This is a genomic window from Ruegeria sp. AI3, assembly GCF_056541245.1.
Genome location: NZ_JBQFYA010000004.1, coordinates 216689 through 240747, shown reverse-complemented (window position 1 = coordinate 240747; position 24059 = coordinate 216689). Strand labels below are relative to the sequence as shown.

Here is a 24059-nt window from a genome sequence, read left to right as displayed (position 1 = left end):
TTCTTCAGCCCTCAATCTCCCGCGCCAAGCCTTCAAACAACAAAGCAACAGCCTCGGCGCCGGGATCGTTATGTCCAACTAGGTTTTCTTCGGGAACATAGGCTGCCCGGCCCGCCTTGGCACGACGAATATTTGCGGTGTTGTTCGCGCCTTCGCGGGCAGCCTCGGCCGCATTTGTCAGACCAGATGGTAGCGCGGTAAGTGCCGGCGCCAGAGCGTCAATCATTGTCCGGTCACCGACTTTGGCACCTCCGACCTGGCTGACACGGTTCAGGCCCTCGACCAGGGATTTCGGCACGGAGGCTCCGCTTGCACAGGCATCCCCGGCTGCATTGAAGAAGATCGCAAGGATCACACCTGATGACCCACCCATTGTCTGGCTCAGTTCGTTGCCCAACGCCGGAAACAGCTGCGTCAGATCGGCCAGCGGCATGCGGTCAAGGCTACCTTGCAATGCTCTTGCGGCAGTGGCCAGTGTGCTTCCTGTATCGCCATCTCCGGATTTCGCGTCCAGCTCGTTCAGGGTTTTCTCGGCGTTGATGAGCAGCTCAGACAACCGGGTGATCGTTTCCTTTGTTGCGGGATTGTTCGAAGGAATTGGATCGATTGGGGTCAGGCCATCAGGCAATGGTGCTACTTTGATTGGGTCGATGGAATTGACCCCGGGCCATGCGGCCAGATCAACGGGAGCTTCCAGGGCTGACAAATCGTCCTGATCTACGGGCAAAATGGAAACCGAAAACCCATGCATATCGAGCGATGTCATCATGGGTGCAGGGCCAATGATACGTTGGGCAATACCAGTTTCGGACAACGCGTGCGTGAGGACAGCCATTTCTAGCGGAGTCGTTGAACCCAGGTTGTTGACCAATGCCACGCAATCCCCGGACCCAACCCTTTGCTTCAGCTTCTCCACCACTGTGGACATGGCCGATATGGCATTCGAGAATTCGACTTGCTGTACACCGGGCTCGCCGTGGATGCCCAAGCCAAGCTCTGCCTTCCCGGGGGCGATCCTGTCTTCTTTCGGAGATCCCGGGACGGTACAGGTGTCCAGGCTCATGCCGATGCTGACAACCTTTGCTATGGTGTTTCTTGCTGCTTTGGTGACGGTGTCCAGGTCAGCGCCGTTTTCGGCAAGCGCTCCGGCGATTTTGTGGACGAACAAGGTACCCGCCACGCCACGTGGTTGCGGAAGGTCGGGCAGGGCGATGTCATCATCGACGACGACCATTTCAACCTTGCGACCCAATGCACGGGCGCGTTCCGCCGCCAGTCCAAAGTTCAACCGATCACCGGTGTAATTCTTGACGATCAGCAGGCATCCAGCCTCACCCGTGACCGCAAGAATGCCGGCCAAAACTGCCTCCACCGAGGGTGAGGCGAACACTTCGCCGCAGACCGCTGCTGTCAACATACCGGCACCAACAAACCCTGCATGGGCGGGTTCGTGTCCAGACCCTCCGCCAGAAACCAGGGCGACCTTCGACTTGTCCCAACCCGACCGGTAAACAACCTTGATATGCGGGTAGCCGTCCAATCGGGTGAGCTGACCGCCAGAAGAGGCTAGAAGGCCGTCTATCGCCTCTGTCACCAGGGTTTCTTTTGTGTTGAGGAACTGGGCCATGCTTTTGCTCCTTAATTCACGCGCGCGCCGGACGCGTCAAAATACAACGGGTTGTGGGGGCGGATTTTTATAATCTTTCCAGATGGGTAGTCCTGATGGACATCAATCAGGGTCACAACCGGGTGACCATTCAGGTCCAGGTGCAGCCGTGTTTGATCTCCCAGATGCTCGGCGCGTATCACACGCGCCTCGCTACCTTCGCCTTCAATGATGTTTTCCGGGCGCAGGCCGATCTGCGGGCCTTTGTGATCGCCTCCGAACAACTCGGACGGTAGGATGTTGATCCGCGGCAGACCCAACCGGCTGGCAACGTAAACACTGCCCGGGTTTTCATAGATATCCCGGGGTGTTCCGTACTGAACCAATCGGCCGTTTTCCAAAACGCCGATATGCGTCGCCATTGTCATGGCTTCGACCTGATCGTGGGTCACGTAGAGCAAGGTTGACCCCAGATCGGCCTGAATCCTCTTCAACTCGACCCGCAGATCCGCCCGAAGCTTGGCGTCCAAAGAGCTGAGCGGTTCGTCCATTAGGAAGATCTGCGGATCGCGCACCAGCGCCCGTCCGATCGACACACGCTGCATTTCGCCGCCTGACAGTTCAGTGGCTTTGTTGTCCAGCTTGTGCGGGATCTGGAGGATTTCTGAGACTTCGTTGACCTTCCTTGCGATCTCATCCTCTGGCGTCTTCAGGATCGGCGACCGCAGAGGGAAAGACAGGTTTTCCCGCACTGTCATATGCGGGTACAGCGAGTATTGCTGGAAGACCATCGCTACATCGCGCTGGGCAGGTGTATCTATTCCAACGTCACGCCCGGCAATGCGCACCGTTCCTGAATCCAGTTTCTCAAGCCCGGAAATCAATCTCAGAGTCGTTGTTTTTCCCGCACCTGTCGGGCCCAACAACACCACAAAGGCCCCGTTGGGGATCGTCATTGAGATATCATCTACCGCTTTGACGTTGCCGAATGACTTCGAGATGTTCTCCAACACGACTTCAGCCATTGCTTAGTACCTCGTCGTTCAGAGCGGACCTCAACGCGCGCCCAGTAGACTTTTCAAATAGGGTTACCGCGGGGGAGCGGAACTCCAATCCCACTGTCTCGCCGGGATTAACGGTCTCGCGGGCATCAATCCGGGCTTTCAGCTCTCCGTTCGGGCTTTGCAGCGTCACGATCTGGGTGGTTCCCAGATATTCTGCCGCCAGGACCTTGGCCCGGTAAGCGCTGTCGTCTGACAGAAAAACATGCTCGGGGCGTACGCCGAAAACCAAGTCACCTTCCGCCCCTTCCATCAGTTTGGGCACGGCTTCGTCATGGCCATTCAGTCGAACCATTTCTGAGCCAGGCTCGACCTTTCCTTGAAAAGGCAGGAAGTTCATAGAGGGAGACCCGATAAAATCCGCAACGAACATTGTCGCTGGTTTGTCGTAGATTTCCTGAGGTGTGCCGAATTGCTCAATCACAGCATTATTCATCACCACGATCTTGTCGCCCATTTGCATGGCCTCCAGTTGATCATGTGTGACGTACACAGTAGTTGCGCCCATGCGATCATGAAGCGCGCGTAGTTCTTCGGCCATGTGCTCACGAAACTCGGCATCCAGGGCGCCAAGAGGTTCGTCCATCATGAACGCCTTGGGTTCACGAACAATTGCGCGCCCGAGCGCCACGCGCTGCCTGTCGCCGCCCGACAGTCCACCTACCGGGCTATCGAGGATGTCTTTGATCCCCAAGATGCCCGCGACTTCCTCGACTTTGGCCTTTACGGCGGCTCGGGGCATGCCCTGCGATATCAGCGGATAGCTGATATTCTTGCGCACGTTCATATGCGGATATAGCGCGAACATCTGGAACACGAAGGCAATGTCCCGCTCTGATGGCGGCCGCTGGCTGATCTCTTCGCCGTCCAGATAGATTTCGCCCGAAGTTGGAAGCTCCAACCCCGCGATCATCCGCAGGGTCGTGGTTTTTCCGCAACCGGACGGGCCCAGCAACATGAAAAACTCGCCGTCCTCAATCGTGAACGAGCTTTCGCGGACAGCCGTGAAATCGCCGAACATCTTTTTTACGTTTTTGACTACGATCTGGGCCATTTCTACTCCGGGAAATGGCTGACGATGATGAACATGACGGTTCCGATCAGCGTGACGATGAAAGAGTAGGTGAAGGCCCAAAGGACAAAGGGTTGCATCAGCATGAAGACACCCAGTGCGATTAGGATGGTTGCAACCATCTCCCATGGGCCGCGGCGGAGCCGTAGCAATCCGGTAAGAAACTCGCTCATTTGCGTACGGCTCCGAATGTGATCCCACGCAGCAAATGTTTGCGCATCAGGATGGTGAAAATCATGACGGGGATCAGGAAGATCGTGGCACCTGCAGCCACAGCAGGCCAGTCCAGGCCGCCAATACCGATAATGGTCGGGATAAACGGTGGTGCAGTCTGCGCATTCGCGGATGTCAGCAGCACGGCAAACGCGTACTCATTCCAGGCGAAGATAAGGCAGAAGATCGCAGTTGACGCGATGCCTGTGGCGGCTTGCGGCAGCACCACTTTGTAGAAGGCCTGAAACCTCGTGTAGCCATCTATAAGGGCGGCTTCTTCGTACTCTCTTGGGATTTCGTCGATGAACCCTTTAAGCAACCAAACTGCTAGGGAAATATTCACCCCCGTGTAGAGCAGGATCATCCCGAGATGCGTATCGCTTAAACCGAGGTTTCTGAACATCAGGAAAATCGGGATGGCGACAGCAACCGGGGGCATCATCCTTGTACTAAGTATGAAGAACAGAAGGTCGTCCTTGAGTGGGACCTTAAACCTGCTGAACGCATAGGCGGCCAGCGTACCAAGGAAGATACTCAGGAAGGTTGAGCCAAATCCGATGATAACCGAATTCATAAAGCGCTCGCCGAACTTGGATGGCCCGACAATCACCATGTCGTATTGGCGGACGATCTCATCGGCCCAGTTCTGCGGCGGATTTGCTTCCAGAAACTCCTGCGTCTGCCGTGTGCGCGTGGTGAAGAGGTTGACGTAGCCTTCAAGCGTTGGGTCAAAGACCACTTTGGGTGGATAGCTGATCGCATCGGCCGGAGACTTAAAACCAGTCAGCAAGATCCATATCAGCGGGATCATTGTGATCAGCGCATAAGTAATGACTAGGAAGCCTGCGATCCATTTGGACCGGTTCGAGGGTTCAGTGACGGAAAAACTGCTCATCTCTGTTTCACCTTGTTCAGGGCTTTGACGTAGATCGACGCAAGGCCGAACACGGTTACGAAAAGGATGATCGCATAGGCTGACGCATAGCCCGTACGCCATTTCTCAAAGGCTTCGCGTTTTAGGTTGATCGAAGTGAGTTCCGTAACAGACCCCGGCCCACCACCGGTGAGCTGAACCACCAGGTCGAACATCTTGAAGTTCTCAATGCCTCTAAACAGCACAGCGAGCATGAGGAACGGCAGAACCATCGGGATGGTAATCGTAAAGAACTGTCGCAGCTTGCTGGCTCGGTCGATTTCAGCCGCCTCGTAGATGTAGTCAGGAATGCTGCGCAGCCCAGCGAGACAGATCAGCATCACGAAGGGGGTCCACATCCAGGTGTCGACAATCACGATCGCCCATGGGGCCAACGTGACGGACCCCAGCATTTCAAAGCTCGATGGGTCCTTGCCGGTAAACCACGACACGATGTAGTTAAACAGGCCGATCTGAGGTTGATACAGGAACTTCCAGAAGTTACCGACAACCGCCGGAGACAGCATCATCGGCAGCACGATAATCGTGGTCCAAAGATCGTTTCCCTTGAATTTCTTGTTGATCAGCCACGCCAGAGCAAACCCGATCAGGACCTGGAAAAAGATCGTCCAGAACAGGAAGTGCGCCGTCGCCTGCATATTCAGCCAAGTGTCAGAGTCCGTCAGGATACGCTCGTAGTTCCTGAGACCGACATCTTTAACTTCACGCCCGATCCGGTTGGCTTTGTAGTTGGTAAAGCTCAGTTGGATGGTCCAAATCAACGGAAAGATGTTGATCGCCAGCAATAGAAAAATCGTTGGGGAGATGAATATCCAGGCGATCGCGCGGTCGGATAATCCCCGGATTTTTCGCGCAACTCGCTCGGGCGTTGCCTGTGCAACGCGATCTACGGTCCTGTCAGACATCTCTTTGCCAGTTCTTGTTGGTGTAGGACTCACGGGTGAAGGTGGAGCGGGATTGCACCCGCTCCGGCCTGTGTCCGGATTACAGCTTGCCTTCGTCTTCGAAGACTTCCGTCCAATCTTCGATCAGAAGATCCAACGCTTCCTGAGCTGTACCTTGGTCAGCAACCACGTAGTCGTGGATGCGTTTCTGCATTGCCAGCAGAAGTTCCGCGTAAGCAGGCTCTTGCCAGAAATCCTGCACACCGCCCATCGCTTCTAGGAAGTCTCCGGCGAAAGGCTGGCTGTCTACGAAACCAGGATCTTCCAGCACGGAGTTATGTGCGGAGTAGCCGCCTAGCTCCCACCATTTGGCCTGCACTTCTGGCTGCGCGAACCACTTGATGTACTCAAGTGCGGCGTCCTGTTTGTCAGAGTAGCTGACAACAGAGATACCTTGTCCGCCCAGCGTCGAACCTGCCTGATTTTGAGGTGGGTTCACGAAGAAGTCGATCTTGTCACCGCCCGTATTGGGGTCGGCGTAGAGACCTGGGAAGAACGCAAACCAGTTCATGGCCATGGCGACCTGACCGGACTTAAAGGCGTCCAGGCTCTCACCCATGTAGGAGTTGGTATATCCCGGAGGCGTCGCCGTTTCGTAGAATTCCTTGTAGAACTCCAGAGCTTCAACCGCTTCGGGTGAGTTTACCGCGCCTTCCATGTCATATGAGCCCGGGGTGTTTTCGTATTTGAAGCCCCAAGGATACAGCGCTCCGGTCACACCCATGGTGATCCCTTCAGAGCCGCGCTCGGTAAAGATTGCTGCCCCATAGACCGTCTTGCCGTCGATCTCACGACCTTGGAAGAACTGTGCGATCTGTAACAACTCTTTCTGAGACTGAGGCTCACGCAGGTCCTGACCCGTAGCCTCTTTGTAAGCGGCCTGGATGTCTGGGTTCTCGAACCAGTCCTTGCGATAGAACCAGCCGTTTGCATCGCCCATCGCAGGCAGCGCGTAGTAGTTTGGTGTGCCCTTAGGCCACGTCGAGTACGCGTAGACAGTGGCCGGTGCGAAATCGTCCATGCTGATGCCTTCAGCATCGAAGAACTCGTTCAGCTGGACATAATGACCATTCTCAGCGCCACCACCGATCCATTGGCTGTCACCAATCAGCAGGTCGCAGAGCTTACCGCCAGAGTTCAGCTCGTTCAGCATCCGGTCCGCGAAATTTGGCCAGGGAACAAATTCGAAGTTCATCGTATGGCCGGATTCTGCTTCGAATTCTTTCGATAGCTCAACGAGCGCGTTGGCCGGGTCCCATGCAGCCCAACAAAGCGTCAGATCTTCAGCATTTGCCTTGGTGGAAAGAGTAGTAGCGGCAAGGACTATTGCGCTGGCCGAGGCCAGTTTTGTGTAAGTCATCCATTCCTCCCTTTTTGCGCCGTCAATCGAGGATGTGCGAATCGCGGCATACTTCCAAGGCTATTTGAGGTACGCACCTCAAGTCCAGAATTTTTTGAGGTTCGTACCTCAAATAGTCAAAGAAGGTTGTCGACATCGCTTTTTAGTTATTGATTTTATTTAATTTACTTATTTGCGATGATGCGCATGTATTTTTGACAGCTAGGATTTTTGAGGCCCTGTTGACCAAAAATGGTACAGACCGCAATCGCGGCAATGATGCGTCCAGCAGGTTTAGCGAACCCGCTTTTGAAGCACTCACAGATTATTTGGTCGATACCATTGAGAATTGGAGATAGCGTCAAACAGCACGGACCACTGGGGATCGTGCATAACTCGTTTGGTCAGGTGCAGACGTATGAACACGCTCTCTATCGTCAGTTTAAACCGGTACCCAATTAAGGGTTTGAGTGCCGAGCCCATGCACACCGTGACGCTGCGAGCAGGAGAAGGGATTCCCGGTGATCGCCTGTTCGGATTCGCGCGCTACAACTCCGGTTTCGATGCGCAGAACCCTCAGCCACTGCCGAAAGATCGCTTTGTTGTTCTGTTGAATGAGGCTGCACTAGCAGGCGTTAAGACGAATTTTGATATTGAGACCCAAACTCTAAAGATCAAAGCAAGCGGCAAAACACACAGCTTTAATATGCAAGCACCAGAAGATCGGATGAATGCGGCAAGTTTCCTGTCTTCAGAGATCGATTTAAAAGATCCCGAACCGCCAAATTTCGTTTCGTCTGCTACTCATCGGTTTACAGATGTGTCTGTCGTGTCACCTAAAATGATGAATGCGATATCCGTTTTAAATCTGGCGTCGGTGGAGAGATTGGGTGAGCAACTGAACGCGGAAATCCACCCGGCACGCTTCCGGGCGAATATTGAGATAGACGGCCTACGCCCGTTTTCTGAGCTTAACGCAGTTGGATCAGTTCTTAGATTTGGCGACGTCGAGCTGAAGATACTCTCGCGTACGAAAAGGTGTGCAGCCACTGAAGTGAACCCGGATACGGCCGAGCGGGACTTGAAAATACCCTATCTAATTCGGAAGTTGATGGGTCATATGGACATGGGTGTCTATGTTGAGGTGGCTAAAGGCGGAAAGCTGAGCGTGGGCCAAACAGGGCAAGTGTTAAATTAAACACTACTTCCCCCGCCAAAGTGGCAGTCCCAGGCGATTTGTCCCGCGTTCTTTCAAATGATTTGTGTCTACTCTTTCGCCAGCCGTTTTCTTGCTCGCCTATGGGAGGTTCTGTAATAAGCGTAAAAACCCATGATGTGGGTAGAGAGAAACTCAGGCAATGCAACAAAGCATAGCCGACCTTAGAACTGATCTACAACGTAAGCCGCCAATTGCATTGCGTTTCAAGTGGTGCGTAAATTTGCAGGAAGGTGACAGTTAATATCTGATGTGAATCTCCGGCGTACGGACATTTTTGTAATTGGCGTTGTCGTCCTGAACAGCGACTCTGTGAGCTTGGCATCAGCTGCAAAAGTACCTTGGCGGTAGAACTGACATGCGCTTTCTGTAAGTGTCATTTTCTTGAACCCAAGCAGTAGTATAGGCGTAGGCGATGTACTGATTTTGTTTGTCCGCCATCAATTGTCAGTTGCGTTCGCTTTGGCTTGAGAACGCTTAACTCAGCATTCTTTCCGAAACGTCCTCAAGGAGGGTATGAAGATCAAACTCTTCGCCTTTCTCGGCAAGCCCTTTGTCGTGCAGAATGAAGGACAGCCCGTGCACGAAACTCCACAACAAAAAACCACGACGGCGAACTTCGTCTGTGATTCCCGGCTCGCCCAGACATTTTGCGACCTCAGTCAAAAGAATCCCGAAGCTTTGCTGGCCGCCTTCCTCCAGCCGCGGATCCGCGATGCGGTCTGTGAAGCCGCCAAATTTCAGCCTGAAAATCCCCGGCTCATTTAACGCGAAGGCAATGTACTCCATCCCTATGGCTGTAATACGCTCGGGAGATCCTTCAGGAACGCCTTCCAGCGCGGCAAGCATTTTGTCTCGGTGCCGATCCATTCCCTCAAGAACAGTGGCGACCAACATTTCTGTCTTATCTTTGAAGTGCTTGTAAGGCGCGGCAGTTGATACGCCCGCGCGTCTGCACGCCTCGGATACGGAAAAACTGTCCGGACCTTTTTCTTCGACCAATTGTCGGGTTGCTTTGATCAGTGCAGCGCGGAGATCACCGTGATGATAGGCTTTCTTGCTGACGGAAAGACCCGCCGTTTGTCTGTTTGTCGGATGATTTTTTTCGATGCTGCTCATGATCCAACATGTGCCAGATCACGTATCTCTTGTCAAAGTGAGAACTTCTAACATATGTTAGAGACACTAACTTGATGAGGTCCCCAAATGCCGAATCCTGCAAATTCATCTACTGAAGCGAACAAACCGAGCCTATTTGTACGTGTGTTACGCGGCACTGTGCGCCTGGGAGTGACCGTCAGTTTTATCGCCGTCGCAGCGGCTGCTGTTCACTTCGGAGCATCCGAGCTCACCCGTAGAGCGGAGGCGGTGCCCGCACCGGATGCCGCCGCTGTGACCCCGGTATCCGTGACGCCGATAACATCCGAGAGCGCTTACACAGTCGACCGTGTGTTCATCGGGCAGGTCGAACCTCAACGTTCGGCAGATATCTCTTTCGAACTGAACGGGACGCTCGATCAAATTCTGGTGGATGAGGGTGACGAAGTTGCCAAGGGTCAACTTCTTGCGACACTGGACATTTTACTGCTGGAGGTCGAACGCGAACGTCTGACAGCATCACGTGATGCCATTGCAGCCCAGCTTGCATTTGCAAGAAAGACGGTCGAGCGAAACTCGAAACTCATCGAACAAGGTTTTACCAGTCAAGCCCGTTTGGACGAAGCCGTTTCTCAGCAAGATGAATTGTTATCCAGGATTGGCGAGTTGGATGCAGCCTTGCGTGATGTGACCGTTCGGATCGAAAAATCCAGTATCAAGGCCCCATTTGCCGGTCAAGTAACCGCGCGACATGTGGACGGAGGTGAAACTCTGCGATCGGGCGAGCTAGTTCTGGGAATGGTCGAGGTCGTGTCGCCGCAGGTTCGGATCGGTATTCCTCTCGATGTTGATCCGGCGCTTCTGACTGATGTTGAGATCGAAATATCAGCTAAAAGCTACCGGGCTGAGCTTGCAACCTTGCGACCCGATATTGATCCGGTGACCCGAACCCGCACTGCGCTGTTCGATCTGAAAAACGCTCCCGACGTTGCTTTCGGACAAACCGCACGTGTGCATGTACTCAATCCTGTCCAAAGTGCGGGAACCTGGGTGCCCACAACATCGCTGAAGGAAGGAACACGCGGGCAATGGACACTGCTGGTTGCCGACGCGCAAAAGACTGTGCGCCTGGCGACGGTCGAAGTGCTGCATGCCGAAGATGACCGCGTCTTTGTGCGTGGCGCGTTTCCGGAAGGCACCGTTCTGATCGATCAGGGGCCGCAGCGGGTCAGCGTTGGTCAGCGCGTCGCTTTCAACACTGGCGAGTAACGGAGCGATCTGATGGAAACCCTTACCTTTCGCCATCCCCGGCTGGTTGCCCTGATCATTTTGGTGCTTGTATCTGCAGGGTTGTCTTCGTTCCTATCGCTTGGGCGACAGGAAGACCCCACGATCACCAACCTCTTCGCAACTGTAACCACGCAGTTTCCTGGCGCAGACCCCGAACGGGTCGAAGCACTGGTGACCGCAGAAATCGAAGAAGAGCTGCGAAAGATCGCCGAGTTGGATGAGATCAGTTCAGTCTCCCGATCGGGCGTGTCTGTCGTTTCGGTGGAATTGCTGGAAACGCTAGACGAAGCCACCATTGAGCAGGTTTGGGCCGAGGCTCGGGACGCCGTCGAAGATGCGCGCCAGAACTTCCCGGCAGGAGTATTGCCACCGGAGTTTGATGCCGAGGGTATTGCTGCTTATTCCGCTGTCATTGCAGTTGCGGCCGAGGACCCCGACTTCCCATTAACTTTGCTGTCTCGTCATGCCGAAGCATTAGGTGACAGATTGCGCGCGATACCTGCGACACGAGCCGTCGACTATTTCGGTCAGCCAGAAGAAGAGGTGCTCGTAAGTGTCGATATGGACAAGGCCGCTGCGCTTGGGCTTGGCGCTGCCGAGATTTCCCAGCGGATTGCCGAAGCAGATGGGAAGGTTCAGTCTGGGCGGCTGCAATCCGATGTCGACCTGACCATTGGCGTCAGCGGAGAAATTGAGAGTTTGGATCGCATTCGGAGCATCGTCCTGCGTGAAAACGCGGACGGTGCAGTGGTGCAACTCGGAGATATTGCCAGCGTAGACCGGGGCGCACGCGACCCGCAGTCCTCAATCGCATTTGCCAACGGAAAGCCCTCCGTTTTGGTGGGGATTCTGGCGCAGGACGGCGTGCAGATCGACCGCTGGACAGGCTTTCTACGGGATGAGCTTGAGGCCGGCGCCGCATCAGTGCCTTTGGGCATGCAGGAAATACTGCTGTTTGATCAAAGCCAGTACACGACGGATCGTTTGTCAGAGGTTGGGATCAACATGGCCATTGGTGTGGCTCTGGTCGTGGCAGTCTTGTTTGTTACGTTGGGCGTTCGTGCAGCTGCGATCGTGGCCTTGGTATTGCCGGTTGTCTCATTGGCAACTCTTGCGACGATGAACATGATTGGATTGCCAATTCACCAGATGTCCGTGACTGGCCTAATTGTTGCCCTCGGTCTGCTCGTTGACGCAGCCATCGTGATGACGGATGAAATTCGTCGTCGTTTGCAGGATGGGATGGAGAGACTTTCAGCCGTGCGAGATGCTGTTCGCCGGTTGGCTGCGCCTCTGCTGGCGTCGACTGTAACAACGGCGCTCGCATTCACGCCGATGATCTTGTTGCCGGGACCCGCCGGCGACTTTGTCGGTGCCATCGCCATAGCCGTGGTGCTTATGCTTGTCTGGTCCCTAATTGTGGCCTTGACGGTGACCCCTGCGATTGCGGGCTGGGTACTGTCCGACCGCCCCGACGCAGGAATGCTTAGCCGCGGTATCGGCATCCCGCCGCTTGCTCGAGTGTTCGAGGCCTCAATTCGATTGTCAGTCACTAATCCGGTGCGCTCCATCGCGTTGGCAATGGTCTTGCCCGTGCTTGGCTTTGCGGCCTTTCCAACGCTGACCGCGCAATTCTTTCCGGGCGTCGACCGAAACCAATTCTATATCGAGGTCGACATGCCGGGTGGAACATCAATTGCCACCACCGAAGCAACCGCCCGCCAGATCGATGAGATGCTGCTGACTGATGACGGCGTCAAAAGTGTCTATTGGACGGTTGGAGAATCCGGCCCGGCATTCTACTACAACATCGTTGGCAACCGTTCACGCGAGCCCGGTTTTGCACAGGCCATGATCACGACCGACACAGCCGACGACGCAGCCCGCCTTGTCGGAGCCTTGCAGGGTCGTTTGGATACCGACTTTCCTGACGCGCAGATCATCGTTCGTGGTCTCGTGCAGGGCCCTCCGGTCGACGCACCAGTTGAAGTCAAGATTCAAGGGCAGGACATCACGGTTTTGCGCGATCTTGGCGACGAGGTGCGTTCAGTTATGGCCAATCTCGATCTGGTGACGCAGGCGCGCGCCAGCGTGAACGGCGGCAATCCTCAAATCCGGTTCGAGATTGATGAGGTCAAAGCCCGTCTGCTGGGACTGGACGTGGCGGATATAGCTGGTCAGCTGGACACGGCGCTTGTTGGCGTCACTGGTGGATCACTGATCGAAGGGACTGAACAGTTGCCGGTGCGTGTTCGTCTGGGTAACAAGGTGCGATCAGACCTAAGCGCCATTGTCAGTATGCCCATCCTGCTGCCCAATGCTGCCGCCATATCCGCCACTAGTGTTTTCCCTGCTGTGCCGTTGTCGGAACTCGCCAGACCGGTGATCGAACCTGCGGAGAGCGTAATAACCCGAACGGACGGCGTGCGCGAAAACACCATACAGGCGTTTATCGTCCCCGGTGTTTTACCCGAAGAGGCGTTGCAGGACGTTTTAGAAGCGCTTGAAGCGTCCGGATTTGTATTACCGCAAGGCTATTCGATGTCCTTAGGCGGCGACAGTGATGCCCGATCCAACACCGTGGGCAATCTGCTTGCCTCTGTCGGTTTGATTGTCACACTCTCCATCGCGACCATCGTTCTGACCTTTAACTCGTTCCGACTGACGCTCGTGACCTTGGTCGTGTGCGTGTTGTCTGCAGGCCTTTCAATGCTGTCGCTGGCGGTCTTGCAATTCCCGTTCGGAATTACTGCGATCATCGGAGTCATCGGCTCGATCGGGGTTTCGATCAACGCGGCGATAATAATTCTGACCGGGTTGCAACAAGACGTTGACGCAAGCCAAGGCGACCGAGCAGCCATGGCGCGCGTTGTGACTGGTTCAAGTCGGCACATCATCTCGACAACGGTCACAACCTTTGGCGGGTTCCTACCCTTAATCATAGGCGGTGGAGCATTTTGGCCACCATTCGCCGTGGCCGTCGCCGGAGGGGTACTTTTGTCGACCGTCGTATCCTTCTATTTTACGCCGCCCGTGTTCGCGTTGATGTATCGTGGATCATTCAACAAAAGACGTTTGGCCAATCACCCTCATTCCCAGCCCCACGAAGCCGTCGTCGCGCTTGTGGCGGAATGAGGATCTAGACCACTTCTTAAGAAGAATTATCATGCTTCAAAGCCGTTATTGTGTGAAGTAGGAAAAGGGCTGCTATCGGCCCTTAGTTGGCTTTTGCAAAGTCTGCTTTTGCGCTAAGCTGCCGTACTTGGCTATCCCAGCAATAGCCGTCTTGCGCTCACGGCGGCCGTTCTCTGCAAGTACGGTGAACGCCTGATGCAAGACAGAACCAAGTGAAATTGTGTTGGAGACACAGGCCGTTTGACCACTCAACCAGAGATCCTGTCAACTATAACCGGCCTAAGCGATCTTCACGGTTCGATATGACGCCAACAAAAACCCAATGGTTGTAAATCTCGCAATTCGAGTCGCATATCAACCTTGGCGACCTTGTAGAGCATAAAGCTATTCGGTTGGCGGAATTTGTGTACTTTTCCCGACAAAAGCTCGGACTGCTAGAACAGATCGGTCGCCGACACCAACCTGCCTCAAGTTGGCTTGTTCAGCTCATTTGCAAGGGTTGGCAAATGTTTGTGGACGCTTCAATTCGCGCTTGTTCGATGGTAGCTCTTTGCCCATCGGACGGCTTGTCGCCTGTTTGTTTTGTATGTGGTTGATGGGTATTTCAACCATTCGCAGGAAGGGCTGAAAGGTGAAGCACGCAGGGATTGTTGAGCCGTATTATGCCTAAATTAATTGGCTACTTTCCAGTTTCGTGCGATCGACTTTGGAGGCATGGCGCTTGTCCATAGGGATGCTCTCAATCGACACCACATTGGGAACGCCAAACCCAAGCGCAGAACGCTTCCAATCCTCGAGGTACTTTTGTGTTCCTTGGACGCAGAGTGTGGGGCCTACTTTCGTTGTGACAAAAGCGCATCGATCCACACCCGGCCATTGCTGGGCCGCGACTTCGATGGCAAAGGGGAAAAGCGTACCTGAAGCGACTTCAATTTCGGACCCGATACGCCCCCAAAGCCACAAACGTCCGTCATCATCCAGCGTGCCCGCGTCACCAGTCCGGTGCCAAACAATGTCACCTTCCTGGACTTTGTTTTGCCGTGAGTGATTTGGGTCCAAATACCCTTCATTCACATGTGCGCCGGCGACCTGAATCTCGTTGTCGCGAATGCGGAGCGTGATATCAGGGACCGGATAGCCCACGAGCAGCCCCCTTCCAGAAGCCATGTCGCGGTAATCCTCCTCCGAGATGTCGAGGGCATTGAGATGCGCGATTGGTTCAGCTTCGGTCGAGCCGTAGACGCACACAACCGACAGCCTGTGCCGGCTTCTCAATGTCTCCACCAGGTTTGGAAACACCGGGCCACCGCCGGTGAATACCGTGTGCAACGGCCCTGTGTCCTCGGATCGAACCAGCTTTTCGCACAGTGATGGCGGGATCAGAGCGCGGGTGACGTTCTGTGCCTGAATCCACCGTTCCAACTGCGTGGGTGATAGGCGGTCCAGTTTGCTGAGCTTCCAATTAGGTAAAACACTTGTGCGCCCGGCCGCCAGATTGATCAGGGTGAACACCGGAAAGGCGACCAGGTCCCGCTCGGAATTGCTGCTGTGGAGGAGGGGTGCGATCGCATCGTGCTGTGCCATCAGAAACGCGTGCGAGCGGGGAATGGCTTTGGGCTGACCTGTTGTGCCGGAGGTGAAGGAGATCAGGGCGATATCATCCGGTTGCACCTTGTGCACTGTCGGGGTGATGTGGCCTTCTCGGGGCGTGAGCAAGGGAAGGGTCCAAAGGCTGGGAAGCAGAAACTTTAGCAAGGAATACGGGCCCGCCGAACAGAACGCTTTTGGGTTTGTTGTCCGAATGGTATGGCGCAGACCGGCCAGTCCCATGGCTGGCTCCGGCAAGACTACGGTGGCGCCAAGGGACCACAGGGCGGCCAGGCTGGCATAGAGGTCCGCGTTGACCGGCATTGCCAACAGCACACGATCCCCCGGTTGGATGCCCCACTCTTGCCACCGACCCGCCAATTGTTGAACGCGTTTGTGTAGGGCATGAAATCTCACTTGGTGCCCTTTGCCGTCTACGATGGCGGTCTGGTTTGGAACCCGCTCAACCGCAGCGGCGAAATGGGACAACAGGTCAGCCATTCAGCTTGCGTCCAAGCAGGGTATAGCGCCGAAAAATCGTCGCACCTTCGGCGGCGCTGCGGTCCGCCGAGGTGTTGTCATCATGGATCAGCGCATGAATTGCCATGTCGTACCCCATGATGAAGGCTATCTTGTGAAACCTGTGGGCCAAATGCCGCCCAGCTCCCGGTTCGAGACTGGCGTAGGTCTTAAGGATGGCGGATTTCGGATTGGGGCCTTCGGCATAGTTGGGAATGCCGAACAAAAACCCTGCCAGGGTTCCGTCGTTGCGGCGCGCAAACAGGATCAGGTCGCGCTTCATTATCGGCACAACCGGCAAATACATGGCCAGAAAATCGGCCTCGGATATTGGCTTGTAGAACGCGTTGTTTGAGAACGCCCGGGTTGAGAGTTCAAAGACCTGACGAAACAGGGCCTCGGGGTCCGTTCCGTCCCAAGCTTCCACCACGAGCCCGTCGCCGTCCGGTGGTGCGGTCGCAGCAGCGGCCTGCAGCGGCACCCGGGCCGAGAAATACCGGCTGATCTCTGCAAACCCAGCCGACCGGAATACCTCGGGCTCATGGGACTTGTTGCTGGGTTCCATCAGGAACGGAGCGGACCCATCGCTGTCCGAGACGAACCGGTAGCTGTGCCAGGTATCGCCCGACATCGGCCCAATAATGCGGTCGAGGCCCGCGTCTTGTACCCGCTCGATCCCCTCGCGCAGGATTTCAGCACCGGCCCCAGACGTTTTGCAGGAAAAATCACCGAAAGTTGCTGTCGGCGCGCCCTCCCAGTGCGGGCCGTTCAGATAGACAGTCAATTTTGCATCCGCTGTTTTGATGGTCTCTTTGATCATGAACCAACTCCGGCAAAGACCCCTGCACCAAGTGATCTGGCAAGGAACCAAACGTAGTAAAACAAGGGCAGGGCGAGGGCCAACAGCGTGAGTCTAGACACTCTGTCTTTTTCGAACCATTGTGGTCGAGCCAACGGCACTGCGGCTGTAAGAAAGAGTGAAAACAGTGCCAAAGCCGTCAGAGGCTCGGCCCAGTTCGACTGTTCGGAATTCTGGTAAACAACCCAAGTCCGTATGGCGAACAAAACAGCTGCAGCAAGCGGTATCGCGATTGGGCTAGAACGCAGCGCCACCGCGATATGCCCCATGGCCAGCCCCATTGCACTTAGCCCAAAAAAGGAAATCGCATCCCATCCTGTTGCATTACCCATCGCAAGCCAACCAAACCCCAAAAGACCCAAGGCGGCGATGATATCCAGATCGGGGTACTTGCTGTCACAAGGAGAAGCAGTGCGCGCCCATCCGTGCGCAGCAAGAACCATGATCGGCAGTACTGTGTTCTGCAATTTTGCGGCGGCCAGCAGCAAAAAAACCGCAACAACATAAACACGGGTCGCATGTTTGGTCAGGCCCAGTTTGGTTCCAACCACGCCGAAACTGGTAAGAGCAGCAAAGAACAGAGCAGCCAACAGGGCGAGTTCTGCCAAAGAGCTGTGGTAGTGGCCGTTCAGAAAAATCAACAAGCCAAGCGGTAGGAACAGGTTGTCAAACCCGCGCCAACTCTGCGCTTCGACCAATGTGCCAAAACCCGCCACCATGAGGCACAACATCATGATGTTGGACGGTGGGAGGCTCGACATGAACAAGAAGCAGATGATCGCAACCAACAGCGTTACGACAAAAAACACGACTGAGCCTTCCAAGCTCTTGTCGCCATCCTCCACCACGTAGCGTTTGGTTCCATAGGTAGTTCCGGCCAGCGCAGCGGCGGCATCCGCCAGTGTCAGAACAGCAATCGGCAGGATGTAGAACAGTGTGTTTTCCCCAGCCAGCAGGAAGCAAAGCCCAACCGACAAGGCGAGCAGAAAGTCACCGTAGGACGTACGCTCTACCCCATGCAGAGTCGCGCCCAGACCCGATGAAAAGCGCGGAAGGCGGAGCACCAGCATCACCAGTATTGTGGCTGCAATCAGCATGTAAACCGGCCAACGATCGGGAAAGAGCCAAGGTAAAAGCAGTGCAAAGAGGCCGGTACTGACATGCATAAGTTTGCGCTGTACTTCGGCACTCAACCCCGCCGTTTTGGCCAGATACCGTATGACCATCATGACGCCGATCAAGGCGACCACGGACCCCGCCGCAAGCGGAATCTGCCCAAGAACAGTCACGGCAGAACCTCTTCGACGACGAAATCGGAATAGAAGAATGCCATGTCGCGGGCTTTCTGCTGGGTTTCGATGTTAGTCAGGGTTTTGACACGGTTTGAGTATTTCGAAGGAACTCGGCGGGGCGCCATCATGTTCCAATAGACCAATCGGGCGTTTGGTTCGGCGGCGGTCAGGATAGAGCCGTAAACCTGCGGGAAGGTCTCGGGGGACATGTATTCAAAGATGTCGGAAAGGTTGAAACCACTGGCTTTTTCACTGGTTGAAACAAAAGCCTCCAACGATCCGAGGCGTATGTCCAGACGATCCAACCGGGATCGGATCGCCTCATAGTGCTCGGGCCGCCAGGCCATCGGCAGCGCGTCGCCGTGGTTGCCCTTGAGAATCCAGTGCATATAGGGGTTTTGCGAGGGATCAGTGGTAACCCCTGCATGACGGATACGGCGGGCGACATGTTGGGCGGGGCTGCCCTCGACATGGTCGAAGAACGCACTGTCCCGACCCATGCGCCCCATGACGAAACGCGAGAAGAAGAGGTTCAGCAACAGCCGCCATCGAACCGTGTTGAACCGCGTGTCGAAAAAGGTTTGGCGCTCTGTCGGCGAGCGGGGGGTGAACACTGCGTCAATGGTCCTACGAGAATGCACCAGTGGCAGCAGCCAGCTTCGGAAGATGCGAAAATAGCGCTCGAACTTACCGACGCCGCCGATACCATGTCTTTCAACCTCCGGGGTTAGCGTCTGCCAGAAGGCGCGCGTCTCAGTATCGGTGGCCTCTAAAACCCGGTTCAATAATGCACCCCGTCGCGTACTTGCGCGCGAGCCTGTGAGTTCTACGAATTCCGGATGGGTCAGAACCTGATAGGCCGCGATCCGAAGCTTGAGGCAGGCAATCTGCGCCGGTGACAGGTCCAAAACCACAACGCGCGCAGGATCGAGTATCAGCATTGCCAGCGCATTGTCCCCGGCTGAGCAGATTGACACAAGTGTCTTGCCTGCACAATCACCCAGGGCTGAGGTGAGGACATCTGCGTCCTCCCACAGTTGGGCATAGCGGATATGGTCGAAATCCGCTTTTGTCTCGATCTCGCTGCTACCCATCGCACCGCTCCACTGCGCCGCTTGCCCCGTCTACACGGATCATCTCGCCATCTTCGATCCAGTGCGTGGCGCCTTTCAGGCCGACAACGCAAGGGATGCCCAACTCGCGCGCGACAATGGCCGAATGTGACAACAGCGACCCTCGTTCAACGACGATGGCGGAGGCGTTCGAGAACACGGCAATCCAGCCCGGGTCGGTGTGGCGGGCGACCAGAATGTCTCCGGGGTTCAGGGCTTCGTTGCGCGGGTCACGGATCACACGCGCGCGCGCTTTGATCTGTCCTGCGGAACAACCCGTGCCGTGTTTCACTCGTGCCGTATCTGCCTCGGCTTCCACATCTTCTGACCAGATCGGTGCGATAGCGGGACCACGGATTTCGATACGTTCGGGCGGTTCGGGGCGTCGGGAGGAGGCGTCATCCTCGCGTTTGCGCCGCGCAACGATGCCCTTTAGGTCAGGTGACAGGCTAAAGCCCTCAACCGCTCCGAGGACTTCATGTGTTGTCAGGAAGAATATATGCTTGGGTGAGGACAGCAGGTCGCGGGCGGCGAATTCCCGACCGATGCCTAAAAACACACGCCGGGCGTAGCCAAAAATACGCGTGCGCTCAAAGCGCAGGTTTTCCCGGTCGCGGACGCGCGCTTTGGTCCAGACCAAAATCCATTTGGCCAAATGCCGTTTGAAGGGGTTTGACGGAAACAGCGCCTTCCAGTCCGGCTCAGTACCTTCCTGACGCCCAGTCGTGGGACGTTCGGCGCTGGCTGCAATCGCTAGCAACAGGCTGGTCGGGTCGTCGCGCAGCGGAACGCTTTCCAGTTTGAGTTCCTCCGTACACCGGTCGCCGAACTTCTCAAGAAAGGCATCAATCTCGGCTTCGATCTGGGGGTGTCCGGACAAAACCGACAGTTCCGCACTGGCCTTTAGCGGCTCGGCAAGACCTGCCTGCCGGACCAGTTCTCCCATTCGGGCAATGCGTTGCGCGGGTTCCGCTGAAACGATATCGCCTTGCCCGATCATGAGGTCATTGTGCAGGGTCAACCCGTCCTCGCCCAGCCACTTTTGCAACAGGTTGCGAGAGCCGCCAAAGGCAATCATGCACAGGAAATCGTTGATCAGCGGGGCATCCCAACGATCCAGCAGGGTGCTTTCAATGCGACGATACTCGGCGGCCAGTTCGGTCGCATTTGAGGCATCCACATCCAGCCCTGTCTGTAAGATGTCGTTCAACCTGCGATAAAAATCACGCCGGGTCCGTGGCAGTCGGACGGCTTGCCAGATAAGGCCGCCCGCAACCTTTAACAGTTTCGCGTATTCCACAAGTTTGCGCCAGCCGGCGGCGGGCGGCGGGGCAAGAGCATCCGTAACCTCACGTGGCATCGGTTCAGAAACGCCCATCATCGTTTCCATGTAGTCGCGGTTTAGCGAAAACCCGGGCAGCAGCGCCAGCGCGCGATACCAGTTGATCAGATTATAATAGGCGCGCCCGTCCACCCGGCCCAGCAAGTTGTCAAACACGGTTGGGTTCCGGGCAATCGTATGCCGGGACACGCCCAGCAGCCTTACGAAAGCTCGATACACCTGAGAATATACATGCAGAGCAAAGGAATAAGTCAGCGGGCTGACGATCCCCGGATAGCTTTCGACGATATTGGAATTGTCGAAAATGGTCAGAGTCTGATCTGCAAGCGGCGCCGGGCGCAGGGTCGTGGTGATCGGTCGGGCCTGCAGAATATGCAGCCCTTGTGCATCGATCGCCCATTCGATGTCCTGAGGGGAACCGAACAGCGCCTCGGCCTTTCGGGCGAGGGCTGCAATGGATTGTGCCTCGGGCAGGGTCAAATGCGCGGGCGTGTCCAGAGTGTTTTCTGGTGTGCCATCCAAACCAATGACCCAGTCTTCTCCGTCCGCTTCGCCTGACACAAGCTGCTCCGCAAGCCCGTCAATGGCCGAGATCACGACCACATTGCGCCGACCACTGACCGGATCGGCGGAAAAGGCGACACCGGCCGCTTTTGCATCGATCATGCATTGCACGATGATCGCAGGGGCTTCGGCCTCACCGCCGGATTTGACCGCCCGATAAGTCTCAATCGTGGCTGAGAAACCGGATCGCCAGACCTGCTTGGCCGCTGCGATCACATCTTTGCCGGGAACTTTCAGGACCGTTTCGAACTGTCCTGCATGGCTGTGGTCCACACCATCTTCGGACCGGCCGGAACTGCGCACCGCGTAAGGTCCGGGTCCGAGTGTTTCAAGCGCGGCGGTCATAGCGGATTGCAGGCCCTTTCGCGCGATGGGTCCAGATTGCCCCATACGAAACGCATCGTTGGTGATGACAAAGAATAAGGGCGGGGAAAACCCGTGCTGCGCCAGATGCGAAAGGGCTGCCGCTTTCCCACCGACGACCGAGACATCGGTGGCATCCGATTGCGCAATGACGAAACTCATGCAACGGCTCCGATGAAGAAGGGTAGGAAACCAGCCGTAGCATAGCAGAAGAACACCCATAGGCCGGATACCGTGTCCATCCTGTGTTGAGCTTTTGCGATGGGTTTCTGAATGTAGCGGAGGGCGGCAAATCCGCAGGGCACAAGTGCCAGCGCGCCGATCAGGGCGGTGGGCCAGCCGACTCCGGTGGCGCTGCCAGTGCCGACAAGCAGGGCGTAGGAAACCAGGACGCAGCCGATCCAGATACGTCCCGCCAGACGCGGACCCCATAGGCCGGAGTAGGTGTCGACCCCGGTGATTTCGTTTTCTGGGGCCCATAATTTGCGCCCGATCTCAAGGACGCAGCCGTTCACAAAGGACAGTGCCAGGAACAGCCAGAGCGAGGGTGCTGCCCCACCTGCTGGCAGCCACTCGAGACCGGTTAGCAACAGGTCAATCAAGGGCATGATGGCCATATGGCTAAGCAGGTAAAGAACCGGTCGGGCCTTCAGCCAGACCGGGGCGCCAAATTCCACCGTCATTGCCGCGAGCCAAATCCAGACCGCACCCAACAGCCACAAAACGGGAGGGTGCGAGAACCATGCCGCAGCAAGCGCCAATGGGATGGTGAGCAATCCCAGGCTCAGGACTTCGCCTGGTGAGACCAATCCGCGTGGGATCGGCCTGTCCGGCCTGTACCGCCGGTCATCCTCGGCGTCCTTGAACTCATCGCAGACCCGCATCTGGAAGAACAACGCCATGGCCAGCACAAAACCGGCGGCAAAGGCGGGCCACTCGGGCAGGGGGCGGTCGGCCAGACGAGCGGACACGCAGATACTGGCCGAGGAAAACACCAGCAGCAGAGGGACGGTTTTCTTCAGCGGAAAACGCTCGGACTGGTAAATCCAGAATCGGTTCTGAATGCTCATCTGTGGCGGGCCAGGCTTTCATGGGCGCGGGTGAAATGGCCCGCTGCGATCGCGGCGACGATGGAGATTTCGCCGCACAGGCATGTGGCTGCGGCCACCTCGGCCAAAGCCGTGCCACATCCGTTGCCTTTGAGACCAAGTATATTCAGCGCCGCTGTCTGGCTGGGCAAACCGGTCCCGCCACCGACCGAGCCGACAAGGATGTTAGGAAGTGTCACCGAGCAGAACAGATCGTCGCCTCTAGGTTCCATGCGCGTGACGCCCATTGCGCTTTCGGCAACGCAGGCCGCGTCCTGTCCGGTTGCAATATAGAACGCCGCCAGCCCGTTTGCATAATGTGCCTGCGCGCCAAACTGGCCGGACAAGTGTGCCCCCAGATTGGCGACGCGCCCATAGTCCAGCATCGCCTCGACCGTGGTTCCCAGCGTCTTCTCGACAATCTCAGCTGGAAGCGTGACCGAAGCGCTGACCTTCCGCCCGCGCCCCGTCACCAACCCTAAAGCCGAGGCCTTTTTGTCGCCCGAGAAATTACCTTCGACATACCAGTTTTCAATCGCGACAGGGCAGCTATCTGCGATGGCGTGGCACAAGGCGTCGGTGGCGATGGTCACCATGTTCTGACCCGCAGCATCCCCTGTGGTATACCGACAAATCAGGAAAACGACGTTGGTGTCGATGAACGGCTCCAGTGAGACAAGCTTGCCATGACGGGTTGTCGCTTCGGCCGCAGATTGGAGTATGTCGACATTTGTCACCACCCAATCCACGAATTGCCCAGCCTTTAGCAGGCTCTCAAATACAAAGGCTGGTGTACGGAGCACACCTTCGTACAGAACGGCAGTGCTGACACCGCCTGAACGGGTGGCGGCGTAAGCGCCCCGGGCGTAAGACGCGACCAGCGCGGCCTCGGTGGTCGCGAGGGGGACATGGAAATCGCCATTTGCGTTCATCCCGTTTAAGCGCAAGGGGCCAATAACCCCGACAGGCAGCTTAACCGTCCCGATGAAATTCTCGATATTGGCACCGTAGATTTCGGCGTCTTTGATGGTCGCCGGATCCGCGATCTGTGCTTGATCGTCTGCGCTGGCTGTGGGTTTCAATTTGCCCCAAAAGCGTTCGACCATCTCTTTGGTCGGCTTGCGGGAGGGGCGCAGTGTTGAAAACTCCGCGTCGTTTGGCGCCATCTGATGGGGTATCTGATCGGCGTCAAATCGCGCTTTAATGCGTTGAAGCATTTCCCGAACGTGAAAAGGAATGACCAAAAGTGTGCTCCAATAGACTTTTCGTACATATGTTGTGCAGCTAAAAACCGATGCGAGGGCAAGGTATCAGTCGCGGGATCGAAATCCAGCCAAATGTTCGCTGATCATGTGTTTGATTCAAAGGGGTCTTGCATTCGTCAAAGAGCCCGAAGGATAAGTCTGTCAGAGGAAAGGGGGGGAG

18 protein-coding genes are annotated in these 24059 nt (G+C 56.0%); 3 read left to right on the top strand and 15 right to left on the bottom strand.

From position 1 onward, the window contains the following. Positions 1-4: 4 nt before the first annotated feature. From ACRZ95_RS09165 to ACRZ95_RS09135, 7 genes are all read right to left on the bottom strand, one after another. Positions 5-1627 (bottom strand): dihydroxyacetone kinase subunit DhaK, encoded by a 1623-nt coding sequence (locus ACRZ95_RS09165; protein WP_170678221.1) that lies wholly within the window; start codon positions 1625-1627, stop codon positions 5-7. A gap of 11 nt (positions 1628-1638) precedes the next feature. Beyond that, the gene (locus ACRZ95_RS09160; RefSeq protein WP_170637979.1) at positions 1639-2631 is read right to left on the bottom strand and encodes an ABC transporter ATP-binding protein; all 993 of its coding nucleotides are present in this window, start codon (positions 2629-2631) and stop codon (positions 1639-1641) included. Then, positions 2624-3721: an ABC transporter ATP-binding protein gene (locus ACRZ95_RS09155; RefSeq protein WP_170678219.1), complete on the bottom strand. Its 1098-nt coding sequence runs from the start codon at positions 3719-3721 to the stop codon at positions 2624-2626. Before ACRZ95_RS09155 ends, ACRZ95_RS09160 begins: the two co-directional genes overlap by 8 nt. A 2-nt stretch (positions 3722-3723) precedes the next feature. Further along, on the bottom strand, positions 3724-3912 hold the full coding sequence (locus ACRZ95_RS09150) for a hypothetical protein (protein WP_155150119.1): 189 nt from the start codon (positions 3910-3912) through the stop codon (positions 3724-3726). After that, on the bottom strand, positions 3909-4847 hold the full coding sequence (locus ACRZ95_RS09145) for a carbohydrate ABC transporter permease (protein WP_170678217.1): 939 nt from the start codon (positions 4845-4847) through the stop codon (positions 3909-3911). Before ACRZ95_RS09145 ends, ACRZ95_RS09150 begins: the two co-directional genes overlap by 4 nt. Further along, a complete protein-coding gene (locus tag ACRZ95_RS09140; protein ID WP_155150124.1) occupies positions 4844-5791 on the bottom strand; it encodes a carbohydrate ABC transporter permease in 948 nt (315 codons plus the stop codon). The genes ACRZ95_RS09145 and ACRZ95_RS09140 overlap by 4 nt, the downstream gene beginning before the upstream one ends. Before the next feature lie 79 nt (positions 5792-5870). After that, a complete protein-coding gene (locus ACRZ95_RS09135; protein ID WP_170375848.1) occupies positions 5871-7190 on the bottom strand; it encodes an ABC transporter substrate-binding protein in 1320 nt (439 codons plus the stop codon). A gap of 397 nt (positions 7191-7587) precedes the next feature. Between ACRZ95_RS09135 and ACRZ95_RS09130 the strand changes: the two genes are divergently transcribed. Beyond that, complete coding sequence (locus ACRZ95_RS09130) at positions 7588-8367, top strand: MOSC domain-containing protein (protein ID WP_170678215.1); 780 nt, start codon at positions 7588-7590, stop codon at positions 8365-8367. A 495-nt stretch (positions 8368-8862) separates the two neighbouring features. Here the strand turns inward: ACRZ95_RS09130 and ACRZ95_RS09125 are convergent, their stop codons facing one another. Next, complete coding sequence (locus tag ACRZ95_RS09125) at positions 8863-9504, bottom strand: TetR/AcrR family transcriptional regulator (protein WP_170678213.1); 642 nt, start codon at positions 9502-9504, stop codon at positions 8863-8865. Between the two features lie 171 nt (positions 9505-9675). Between ACRZ95_RS09125 and ACRZ95_RS09120 the strand changes: the two genes are divergently transcribed. Then, the gene (locus tag ACRZ95_RS09120) at positions 9676-10752 is read left to right on the top strand and encodes an efflux RND transporter periplasmic adaptor subunit (RefSeq protein WP_170678211.1); all 1077 of its coding nucleotides are present in this window, start codon (positions 9676-9678) and stop codon (positions 10750-10752) included. A gap of 12 nt (positions 10753-10764) precedes the next feature. Next, positions 10765-13908, top strand: coding sequence for an efflux RND transporter permease subunit (locus ACRZ95_RS09115; protein WP_170678210.1), 3144 nt, complete (start codon positions 10765-10767; stop codon positions 13906-13908). Positions 13909-14574: 666 nt separating this feature from the next. On the opposite strand, the gene ACRZ95_RS09110 is transcribed toward ACRZ95_RS09115, so the two are convergent. From ACRZ95_RS09110 to ACRZ95_RS09080, 7 genes are read right to left on the bottom strand one after another with little or no spacing between them, the layout of a single operon-like run. Continuing rightward, positions 14575-15996 (bottom strand): AMP-binding protein, encoded by a 1422-nt coding sequence (locus ACRZ95_RS09110; RefSeq protein WP_480554840.1) that lies wholly within the window; start codon positions 15994-15996, stop codon positions 14575-14577. Then, positions 15989-16834 (bottom strand): hypothetical protein, encoded by an 846-nt coding sequence (locus ACRZ95_RS09105; protein ID WP_170678206.1) that lies wholly within the window; start codon positions 16832-16834, stop codon positions 15989-15991. Before ACRZ95_RS09105 ends, ACRZ95_RS09110 begins: the two co-directional genes overlap by 8 nt. After that, positions 16831-18162, bottom strand: coding sequence for a hypothetical protein (locus ACRZ95_RS09100; protein WP_170678204.1), 1332 nt, complete (start codon positions 18160-18162; stop codon positions 16831-16833). Before ACRZ95_RS09100 ends, ACRZ95_RS09105 begins: the two co-directional genes overlap by 4 nt. Then, the gene (locus ACRZ95_RS09095; protein WP_170678202.1) at positions 18159-19259 is read right to left on the bottom strand and encodes a DUF3419 family protein; all 1101 of its coding nucleotides are present in this window, start codon (positions 19257-19259) and stop codon (positions 18159-18161) included. The genes ACRZ95_RS09100 and ACRZ95_RS09095 overlap by 4 nt, the downstream gene beginning before the upstream one ends. Then, entirely contained in the window at positions 19252-21708 is a 2457-nt protein-coding gene (locus ACRZ95_RS09090) for a PEP/pyruvate-binding domain-containing protein (protein WP_170678201.1), read from the bottom strand. The genes ACRZ95_RS09095 and ACRZ95_RS09090 overlap by 8 nt, the downstream gene beginning before the upstream one ends. Continuing rightward, entirely contained in the window at positions 21705-22616 is a 912-nt protein-coding gene (locus ACRZ95_RS09085) for a UbiA family prenyltransferase (protein WP_170678199.1), read from the bottom strand. The genes ACRZ95_RS09090 and ACRZ95_RS09085 overlap by 4 nt, the downstream gene beginning before the upstream one ends. Beyond that, positions 22613-23851: a hydroxymethylglutaryl-CoA reductase gene (locus tag ACRZ95_RS09080; protein WP_170678197.1), complete on the bottom strand. Its 1239-nt coding sequence runs from the start codon at positions 23849-23851 to the stop codon at positions 22613-22615. The genes ACRZ95_RS09085 and ACRZ95_RS09080 overlap by 4 nt, the downstream gene beginning before the upstream one ends. Between the last annotated feature and the right edge of the window lie 208 nt (positions 23852-24059).